A 10,295-nucleotide genomic window follows, 5' to 3' on the forward strand; every position below is an offset into this window, starting at 1 on the left:
CGTTGTTCGCCTCCCGCGGCGGTGACCTCACACGTACGGGTGGACCTGGGACCGGGGAGGTGCGCACGCGCCTCCCCGGTTCGTTGCTGAGGGCGTGAGTGAGAAGACACGTGAGGCAACCAGGAGCGCCCGAGAGCGGCTCCAGCAGGAACGCGCGGCGGAGAAGTCGCGGGAGAAGCGCAAGCGCGGCTTCGTCGTGGCGGGCGCGGCGGTCGCCGTGCTCGCCGTGGCGGCCGGCATCGGCGTGGTCGCGGCCGGCGCGGGCAAGGACAAGCCCGCGAAGGGCGCCGCGGGCCCCGTCAGCGCGCCCACGGGCGCGGGCGGCAAGGACGGCCTCGCGATCCGCGTGGGCGCGGCGGACGCGCCCGCCACGCTCACGGTGTGGGAGGACTTCCGCTGCCCGATCTGCGGCCAGTTCGAGAACGTCTTCCGCGACACGTTCCACCAGCTGGAGAAGAGCGGGCAGATGAAGGTCGAGTACCACCTCGCGACCATCATCGACGGCAACATGGGCGGCACGGGCTCGGTACGTGCGGCGAACGCGGCGGCGTGCGCGCAGGACGCCGGGAAGTTCCCCGCGTACCACGACGCGCTGTACGAGAACCAGCCGGAGGAGACCTCCGACGCCTTCGGCAAGAACAGCAGGCTGCTCGACATCGCGGGCAAGGTCGACGGGCTGTCCACGCAGCGGTTCAAGGCCTGCGTCGACGACGGCGACCACGACGCGTGGGTCGGCAAGTCGGCGAAGGCGTTCACCACGGGCGGCTTCACCGGCACGCCGACGGTGCTGCTGAACGGGAAGTCCGTCTTCCCGAAGAAGGGCGACGAGAACATCACCCCGGCCAACCTGAGGAAGTGGGTCGCCGAGGCCAACAAGGGCAAGCAGCCCGGCAAGGCGGCGACGGGCTCGTGAGCCAGCCGCCGCCGACCCCTCGCGGGGCCGCGGATGCCCGGAAAATGGGGGCCCCGTTACCCAGACGTTGCCGGGCGGGTCGCCGGGTGCGGGGCCCGGCAGGGTAGCGTCGGACCTGCCATGGAACTTGCCTACATTCCCAGCCCGTCGACCGGAGTGGTCCACCTCGGCCCCATTCCGCTGCGCGGCTACGCGTTCTGCATCATCATCGGCGTCTTCGTGGCCGTCTGGTACGGCAACAAGCGCTGGGTCGCCCGCGGCGGCAGGTCTGGCACGGTCGCCGACATCGCGATCTGGGCGGTGCCGTTCGGCCTGGTGGGCGGGCGTCTGTACCACGTGGTGACGGACCCCGAGCTCTACTTCGAGAAGGGCGAGGACTGGGTCAACGCCTTCAAGGTCTGGGAGGGCGGGCTCGGGATCTGGGGCGCCGTCGCGCTCGGCGCGGTGGGCGCGTGGATCGGCTGCAGACGGCGCGGCATCCCGCTCACGGCCTGGGTGGACGCCCTGGCGCCCGCGGTGGCGATCGCGCAGGCCATCGGCCGCTGGGGCAACTGGTTCAACCAGGAGCTGTACGGCAAGGAGACCCACCTGCCGTGGGCCCTGCACATCACGCACCCGTCGGGCGGCGGCACGCCCGGCTACTACCACCCGACGTTCCTGTACGAGTCGATCTGGTGCCTGATCGTGGCGGCGCTGGTGGTCTGGGCCGACCGCAGGTGGCAACTCGGACACGGCCGGGCGTTCGCCCTCTACGTGGCGCTGTACTGCGTGGGACGCGGCGGCACGGAGTACCTGCGCGTGGACACCGCGAACCACATCCTCGGCCTGCGGCTGAACCTGTGGACCGTCATGATCATGTTCACCCTGGCGGTGCTCTACATCGTGCTGTCGGCGCGGCTGCGGCCGGGCCGCGAAACGATCGTCGAACCGGCCGCGGCCGCCGGGGCCGGCGCGGCCGGCGACGCCGATTCCGCGGACGCCGAGCCGGGCTCCGTCTCCGAGCCGGGCTCGGAGCAGAAGCAGGACGCTGAGGAAGCGGCCCCGAAACCCCCGGCCGAGCACGCCGCGGGCGACGCTCGGGACACCGAGGCGCAGGCGGCCAAAAAGCTCTGACGGCACCGCCCGCCCGCCGCCGGGCGCGGGCCCCGTACTCCGGGCCCCGTCCGGCATCCCACCGCCCGCACCCATGGCACCCCGGGCCGCCTACCGGCCCCGCCGCGCGGTCCGACCCCCGACTGAGCGGCCCCGCCTGCCAGTGCGGGCCGTGTCCCTCGCTCAGCACGTGCGCGCGCCCGGCGCTGTCAGGCGCACGGGCGGTGTGGGCCGCGCCGGGTGCGGGCCCTGCCGTCCCGGCCACTGTGGCGTGTCCGCCTGCGGGCCGATCCCGCTATGGCCTGCGGCCGGGGGGCCGACCGCGCCCGAAGCCGCGTGCGGGCCCGGGCCGTGTCCGGCAAGGGCCCCTTTGACCTGCGGTAAGTCAGGCCTTCCTTGCTGGCGGCGATCCGATTCCGTGCGTACTTTCGAGCGTGGGAGGGGCCCACAGGCTCCGTACGGAACCGGGCTGCCCGCCCATGGGAAGGGGAAAAACGTCATGGCCGTCTTCGAGGCGAACGCGACGCTGCACGACGCGCACCGCGACAACCACACCCACCGGGACGTGACGGGCGGCTGGCTGCGGCCCGCCGTGTTCGGGGCGATGGACGGCCTCGTCTCCAACCTGGCGCTGATGACGGGTGTCGCGGGCGGCGACGTGTCGTCGCACGCCGTCGTCATCACCGGCCTCGCCGGCCTCGCGGCCGGTGCCTTCTCGATGGCCGCCGGCGAGTACACGTCCGTCGCCTCCCAGCGGGAGCTGGTCGAGGCGGAGCTGGCCGTCGAGCGGGCCGAGCTGCGCAAGAACCCGGCCGACGAGCTGGACGAACTCGCCGCGCTCTACGTCTCGCGCGGCGTCGAGCCGGCCCTCGCGCACCAGGTGGCCGCTCAGCTGTCCGCCGACCCCGAGCAGGCACTGGAGATCCACGCGCGCGAGGAGCTGGGCATCGACCCCGACGACCTGCCGTCGCCGACGGTCGCCGCGGTCTCGTCGTTCGGGTCGTTCGCCGTCGGCGCGCTGCTGCCCGTCCTGCCGTTCCTGCTCGGCGCCACCTCGCTGTGGCCTGCGGTGCTGCTGGCCCTCGCGGGGCTGTTCGCCTGCGGCGCGCTGGTGGCACGCGTGACGGCGCGCAGCTGGTGGTTCAGCGGCGTGCGGCAGCTCGCCCTGGGCGGCATCGCGGCGGCGATCACCTACGGCCTCGGCAGCCTGCTGGGCGCCTCGCTGTAGGACGGCATCCGGCAGCGCGCCCATCAGCGCGCGCCCGGCGCCGCCCGGCGGCACCCCGTGCCACCTGCTGTGACGCACGTCCCTGCGCGCGTACGGCGCCAGGATGCGACACTGGCGTGGCCCGTCGTACATACCTGTTACACGGCGGTTTCGACCCCGCGATAGCGGGGCATGACCCGTTAGCGCCGCGGGCAACGAAGCCCGCGCCCCCGGACAGGCGCCGTACTGTCCGGCACACCCCGTGTCCGCCGCCAGGAAACCGTCACCTTCGGAAACCTCGCGAGGATGCCCCTAGCTGTCCGCATGCTGGATGGAATCTTCCGCTTTCTGGGCAGAACCCCATCATGTAACCTGCACGAAATTTCTCCGGAGGGCCAACGTCGTCCCTCGGCACACGCATATGCCCCGCATATGCCACGACGACGACGGGAGAGCCGATGCGTTCCCACGCCTGGTCGCCCATGGACGGTCGCCCCGCCCCGCAGGGGATGTACGACCCCCGCGACGAACACGACGCGTGCGGCGTCGGTTTCGTCGCCACCCTCACCGGCGATGCCAGCCACGCGCTGGTCGAGCAGGCGCTGACCGTCCTGCGCAACCTGGAGCACCGGGGCGCCACCGGCTCCGAGCCCGACTCGGGCGACGGCGCGGGGATCCTCCTGCAGGTCCCCGACGCCTTCTTCCGCGAGGCCACCGGGTTCACTCTCCCCGCGGCCGGCGAATATGCCGTCGGCACGGCCTTCCTGCCCGCCGAGGAAGTCGACGAGGGCGTCTGTGCCATCGAGGCGATCGCGGCCGAGGAGGGCCTGACCGTACTCGGCTGGCGCGAGGTGCCCGTGAGGCCGCGGATCCTCGGTCTCACGGCGCGCGCCACCGTGCCGATCTTCCGTCAGCTCTTCGTCACCGACCACCGCAGCAGCGGCATCGCGCTGGACCGCAAGGCGTTCGTGCTGCGCAAGCGCGCCGAGCGCGAGGCCGGCGTGTACTTCCCGTCCCTGTCGTCGCGCACCGTCGTCTACAAGGGCATGCTCACCACCGAGCAGCTCGAGCCCTTCTTCGCGGACCTCTCGGACCCCAGCTTCGCCACCGCCATCGCCCTCGTGCACTCGCGGTTCTCCACGAACACCTTCCCGAGCTGGCCGCTGGCCCACCCGTACCGCTTCGTCGCGCACAACGGCGAGATCAACACCGTCCAGGGCAACCGCAACTGGATGAAGGCCCGCGAGTCGCAGCTCGCCTCCGGGCTGTTCGGCGACGGCGCCCTCGACCGGATCTTCCCGATCAACACCCCGGGCGCCTCCGACTCCGCGACGTTCGACGAGGTACTCGAACTGCTGCACCTCGGCGGCCGCTCGCTGCCCCACTCGGTGCTGATGATGGTCCCCGAGGCGTGGGAGAACAACGACGCCATGGACCCGGCACGCCGGGCCTTCTACCAGTACCACTCCACGATGATGGAGCCGTGGGACGGCCCCGCCGTCGTCTCCTTCACCGACGGCACCCAGGTCGGCGCTGTCCTCGACCGCAACGGCCTGCGGCCGGGACGCTACTGGGTCACCGACGACGGCCTCGTCGTGCTCGCCTCCGAGGTCGGCGTCCTTGACATAGACCCGGGCAAGGTCGTGCGTAAGGGCCGCCTCATGCCCGGCCGCATGTTCCTCGTGGACACCGCCGAGCACCGCATCATCGAGGACGACGAGATCAAGGCGACGCTCGCCGCCGAGCACCCGTACCAGGAGTGGCTCGAAGCCGGCGAGATCGAGCTGTCCGACCTGCCCGAGCGCGAGCACATCGTGCACACGCACGCGTCCGTCACCCGCCGCCAGCAGACCTTCGGCTACACCGAGGAGGAGCTGCGCATCCTCCTCGCGCCGATGGCGCGCACCGCGGCGGAGCCCATCGGCTCCATGGGCACCGACTCGCCCATCGCGGCGCTCTCGGCCCGCCCGCGGCTGCTGTTCGACTACTTCACGCAGCTGTTCGCGCAGGTCACCAACCCGCCGCTGGACGCCATCCGCGAGGAGCTCGTCACCTCGCTGCTGTCGTCGCTCGGCCCGCAGGGCAACCTGCTCGAACCGACCGCCGCGTCCTGCCGCAGCGTCACCCTGCCCTTCCCCGTCATCGACAACGACGAGCTCGCCAAGCTCATCCACATCAACGCCGACGGCGACATGCCCGGCATGACGGCCGCCACCCTCTCCGGCCTCTACCGGGTCGCTGGCGGCGGCGAGGCGCTCGCCGCGCGCATCGACGAGATCTGCGCCGAGGCCGACGCGGCGATCGACGGCGGCGCCCGCATCATCGTCCTGTCCGACCGGCACTCGGACGCCGAGCAGGCGCCCATCCCGTCGCTGCTGCTGACCGCGGCTGTGCACCACCACCTCATCCGCACCAAGCAGCGCACGCAGGTGGGCCTGCTCGTCGAGGCCGGCGACGTGCGCGAGGTGCACCACATCGCGCTGCTCATCGGCTACGGCGCCGCCGCCGTCAACCCGTACCTCGCGATGGAGTCGGTGGAGGACCTGGTGCGCGCCGGGACCTTCATCCAGGGCCTGGAGCCCGAGCAGGCCATCCGCAACCTGATCCGCGCGCTCGGCAAGGGTGTCCTGAAGGTCATGTCCAAGATGGGCATCTCCACCGTCGCCTCCTACCGCGGCGCGCAGGTCTTCGAGGCCGTCGGCCTCGACCAGGGGTTCGTCGACCGGTACTTCAACGGCACCGCCACCAAGATCGGCGGCGCCGGGCTCGACATCGTCGCGCAGGAGGTCGCCGCCCGGCACGCCAAGGGCTACCCGGCCTCCGGGATCTCCGCGAGCCACCGCAAGCTGGAGATCGGCGGCGAGTACCAGTGGCGGCGCGAGGGCGAGCCGCACCTGTTCGACCCCGAGACGGTCTTCCGGCTCCAGCACGCCACGCGCTCCGGCCGGTACGACATCTTCAAGAAGTACACCGACCGCGTCAACGAGCAGTCCGAGCGGCTCATGACACTGCGCGGCCTGTTCAACTTCGCCTCAGGACGCGAGCCCATCCCGGTCGACGAGGTCGAGCCGGCGTCCGAGATCGTCAAGCGCTTCTCCACCGGCGCCATGTCGTACGGGTCGATCTCCCGCGAGGCGCACGAGACGCTCGCCATCGCCATGAACCGCCTCGGCGGCAAGTCCAACACCGGCGAGGGCGGCGAGGACACCGACAGGCTCCACGACCCCGCGCGGCGCTCCGCGATCAAGCAGGTCGCGTCCGGCAGGTTCGGCGTCACCAGCGAGTACCTCGTCAACGCCGACGACATCCAGATCAAGATGGCGCAGGGCGCGAAGCCCGGCGAGGGCGGCCAGCTGCCCGGCCACAAGGTCTACCCGTGGGTCGCGAACACCCGGCACTCCACGCCCGGCGTCGGCCTGATCTCGCCGCCGCCGCACCACGACATCTACTCCATCGAGGACCTCGCCCAGCTCATCCACGACCTGAAGAACGCCAACCCCGTGGCCCGCATCCACGTGAAGCTGGTCTCCGAGGTCGGCGTCGGCACGGTCGCGGCCGGCGTGTCCAAGGCGCACGCCGACGTCGTGCTGATCTCGGGACACGACGGCGGCACCGGCGCCTCCCCGCTCACGTCACTCAAGCACGCGGGCGGCCCCTGGGAGCTCGGCCTCGCCGAGACCCAGCAGACGCTGCTGCTCAACGGGTTGCGCGACCGGATCGTCGTGCAGACCGACGGCCAGCTCAAGACCGGCCGCGACGTCGTCATCGCCGCGCTCCTCGGCGCCGAGGAGTTCGGCTTCGCGACGGCGCCCCTGGTGGTGTCCGGCTGCGTGATGATGCGCGTGTGCCACCTCGACACCTGCCCCGTCGGCATCGCCACCCAGAACCCGGTGCTGCGCGAGCGGTTCTCCGGCAAGGCCGAGTACGTGGTGCGGTTCTTCGAGTACATCGCCCAGGAGGTGCGCGAACTCCTCGCCGAACTCGGCTTCCGCACCCTGGAGGAGGCCGTCGGCCGCGCCGAACTCCTCGACACCGAGCAGGCCGTGGGTCACTGGAAGGCCCAGGGCCTCGACCTGGCGCCGCTGTTCCACGTGCCGGTTCTCGGCAGGGGCGCCGTGCGCCACCGCACGGTCGCCCAGGACCACGGCCTCGACAAGGCGCTCGACAACGAGCTGATCCGCCTCGCCGCGGACGCGCTCGGCGCCGAGAGCGCCGAGGCCGCGCAGCCCGTACGGGCCCAGATCGGCATCCGCAACATCAACCGCACGGTCGGCACCATGCTCGGCCACGAGGTCACCAAGCGGTTCGGCGGCGCGGGCCTGCCCGACGACACCATCGACATCACGTTCACCGGATCCGCGGGCCAGTCCTTCGGCGCGTTCCTGCCGTCCGGCATCACCCTGCGGCTCGAGGGCGACGCCAACGACTACGTCGGCAAGGGCCTCTCCGGCGGACGCGTCGTCGTACGGCCCGACCGCGGCGCCGACCACCTCGCCGAGTACTCCACCATCGCGGGCAACACCATCGCCTACGGCGCGACCGGCGGCGAGCTGTTCCTGCGCGGACGCAGCGGCGAGCGCACCTGCGTGCGCAACTCCGGCGCCACCGTCGTCACCGAGGGCGTCGGCGACCACGGCTGCGAGTACATGACCGGCGGCCACGCCGTCGTCCTCGGCCCGACGGGACGCAACTTCGCGGCCGGCATGTCCGGCGGCACCGCGTACGTCATCGACCTCGACCCCGACGACGTCAACGCCGGCAACCTGGCCGCGGTCGGGCCGCTCGACGACGGCGACAAGCTGTGGGTGCACGACGTGGTGCGCCGCCACCACGAGGAGACGGGCTCCACCGTCGCCGCGAAGCTGCTGGCCGAGTGGGACACCGCGGCCGACCGGTTCAGCAAGATCATCCCGGCCGCCTACAAGGCCGTGCTCGCCGCCAAGGACGCCGCCGAGCTGGCCGGGCTCTCCGAGACCGAGACCACCGAGAAGATGATGGAGGCGGCGACCCATGGCTGACCCGAAGGGCTTTCTCACCACCGGCCGCGAGGTCGCCACGAGCCGACCCGTCGCCGAGCGCGTCAAGGACTGGAACGAGGTCTACGTACCCGGCTCCCTGCTGCCGATCGTCAGCAAGCAGGCCGGCCGCTGTATGGACTGCGGCATCCCGTTCTGCCACAACGGCTGCCCGCTCGGAAACCTCATCCCCGAGTGGAACGACTACGCCTACCGCGAGGACTGGAACGCCGCCATAGAGCGTCTCCACGCCACGAACAACTTCCCGGAGTTCACCGGCAGGCTGTGCCCCGCGCCGTGCGAGTCCGCGTGCGTGCTCGGCATCAACCAGCCCCCCGTCACCATCAAGAACGTCGAGGTCTCCATCATCGACAAGGCGTGGGAGACGGGCGACGTCACACCGCAGCCGCCCGAGCGGCTCTCCGGCAAGACCGTCGCCGTGATCGGCTCGGGCCCCTCGGGGCTCGCCGCCGCCCAGCAGCTGACCCGGGCGGGACACACCGTCGTGGTGTACGAGCGCGCCGACCGCATCGGCGGGCTGCTGCGCTACGGCATCCCCGAGTTCAAGATGGAGAAGTCCCACATCAACCGCCGCGTCGAGCAGATGCGTGCGGAAGGCACCAAGTTCCGCACCGGCGTGGAGATCGGCCGGGACCTCGACGCGGCGAAGCTGCGCCGCAGGTACGACGCGGTCGTCATCGCCGCCGGCGCGACCGTCTCGCGCGACCTGCCCGTGCCGGGCCGCGAGCTGAACGGTGTGCACTACGCGATGGAGTACCTGCCGCTGTCCAACAAGGTGCAGGAGGGCGACCTCACGAACTCCCCGATCACCGCGAAGGACAAGCACGTCGTGGTCATCGGCGGCGGCGACACCGGCGCCGACTGCGTCGGCACCGCACACCGCCAGGGCGCCCTGTCCGTGACCCAGCTGGAGATCATGCCGCGCCCGGGCGACGAGCGCGCCGAGCACCAGCCGTGGCCCACGTTCCCGATGCTCTACAAGGTCACCTCCGCGCACGAGGAGGGCGGCGAGCGGCTGTACTCGGTCTCCACCACGCACTTCGAGGGCGACGAGGACGGCAACGTCCAGTCACTGCACCTCGTCGAGGTGGAGTTCAAGGACGGCAAGATCGTCTCGCTCGAAGGCACCGAGCGGGTCATCCCCGCGGGGCTCGTCACTCTGGCCATGGGGTTCACCGGCACCGACCGGTCCAACGGCCTCGTCGAGCAGCTCGGCCTCGAACTCGACGCGCGGGGCAACGTCGCACGCGACGCGGACTTTGCCACCAACGTCCCCGGCGTGTACGTCGCGGGCGACGCGGGCCGCGGCCAGTCGCTGATCGTGTGGGCGATCGCGGAGGGCCGCTCGGCGGCCCGCGCCGTCGACGGCCACCTGTCGGGAGCGAGCGACCTGCCCGCCCCGATCCGTCCCACGGACCGCGCCCTCGTGGTGTGACGGCACCCACGACCGCGCCGAGCGCGCGGTGAGCACGACCGCGCCGAGTGCGCGGTGAGACGTCCCGTACAACGGCGTACGGACGGTCCGGCCGGGGGAGGCGCTTCCCCCGGCCCTCCGCAGTACACGGCGCCCGCCCCGTCCCCGACCGGACACGGCGGGCGCCGTGGCATGTCCCGGGCGCCCGCGCTCCCTCCGCGCGGCGCGGGCCGCCGGCGCGGCCGTGCACACCGCACCGAACCCCGCACCGCATGCGCGGGGCAGGAAGCGGGGTGGCTGTCGGCCGTTCACGCGCGGTGCCATGGCCGCCTGCCGGCGCGACGGCCAGTGCCATCGCGTCCCGCGCCCTACGGCGTGGCGGCCCTGACACGCGCCGCCCCCGTCGCAGGGTCCCGGGCCGGGAGCCCGCGCCTTGACGGCCGACGGGCCGGGCGCTCCGAAGGGCCAGCCCCTGGCGGCCGGGGCAGGGGCCGGGCCCGGGGACGACGTGCTGTGCCCTCCGGCGCGACGGCCTCGATACCGCGCCGCGGCCGGCGGCTCAGTCCTCGCGTCGTGGCGGGATGCGTTCCAGGGCCAGGCGCCGCGCTGTCCAGGTACGGCTACGTGGCCGTC

General features: G+C 72.2%; 5 protein-coding genes. All 5 read left to right on the forward strand.

All coding sequences use genetic code 11. From position 1 onward, the window contains the following. Positions 1 to 94: 94 nt before the first annotated feature. On the forward strand, positions 95 to 913 hold the full coding sequence (locus JFN87_RS19775; protein ID WP_209341776.1) for a DsbA family protein: 819 nt from the start codon (positions 95 to 97) through the stop codon (positions 911 to 913). A gap of 120 nt (positions 914 to 1,033) precedes the next feature. Further along, positions 1,034 to 2,026, forward strand: a complete 993-nt coding sequence (lgt, locus tag JFN87_RS19780) for a prolipoprotein diacylglyceryl transferase (protein ID WP_209341778.1) — start codon at positions 1,034 to 1,036, stop codon at positions 2,024 to 2,026. Positions 2,027 to 2,504: 478 nt separating this feature from the next. Continuing rightward, positions 2,505 to 3,233 (forward strand): VIT1/CCC1 transporter family protein, encoded by a 729-nt coding sequence (locus JFN87_RS19785; RefSeq protein ID WP_209341780.1) that lies wholly within the window; start codon positions 2,505 to 2,507, stop codon positions 3,231 to 3,233. A gap of 437 nt (positions 3,234 to 3,670) precedes the next feature. Continuing rightward, positions 3,671 to 8,230, forward strand: a complete 4,560-nt coding sequence (gene gltB / locus JFN87_RS19790; RefSeq protein WP_209341785.1) for a glutamate synthase large subunit — start codon at positions 3,671 to 3,673, stop codon at positions 8,228 to 8,230. Further along, positions 8,223 to 9,683, forward strand: coding sequence for a glutamate synthase subunit beta (locus JFN87_RS19795; RefSeq protein ID WP_209341787.1), 1,461 nt, complete (start codon positions 8,223 to 8,225; stop codon positions 9,681 to 9,683). The genes gltB and JFN87_RS19795 overlap by 8 nt, the downstream gene beginning before the upstream one ends. Positions 9,684 to 10,295 lie beyond the last annotated feature (612 nt).

This window comes from Streptomyces montanisoli, assembly GCF_017813245.1.
In the GTDB taxonomy this organism is placed as follows: Bacteria; Actinomycetota; Actinomycetes; order Streptomycetales; family Streptomycetaceae; genus Streptomyces; species Streptomyces montanisoli.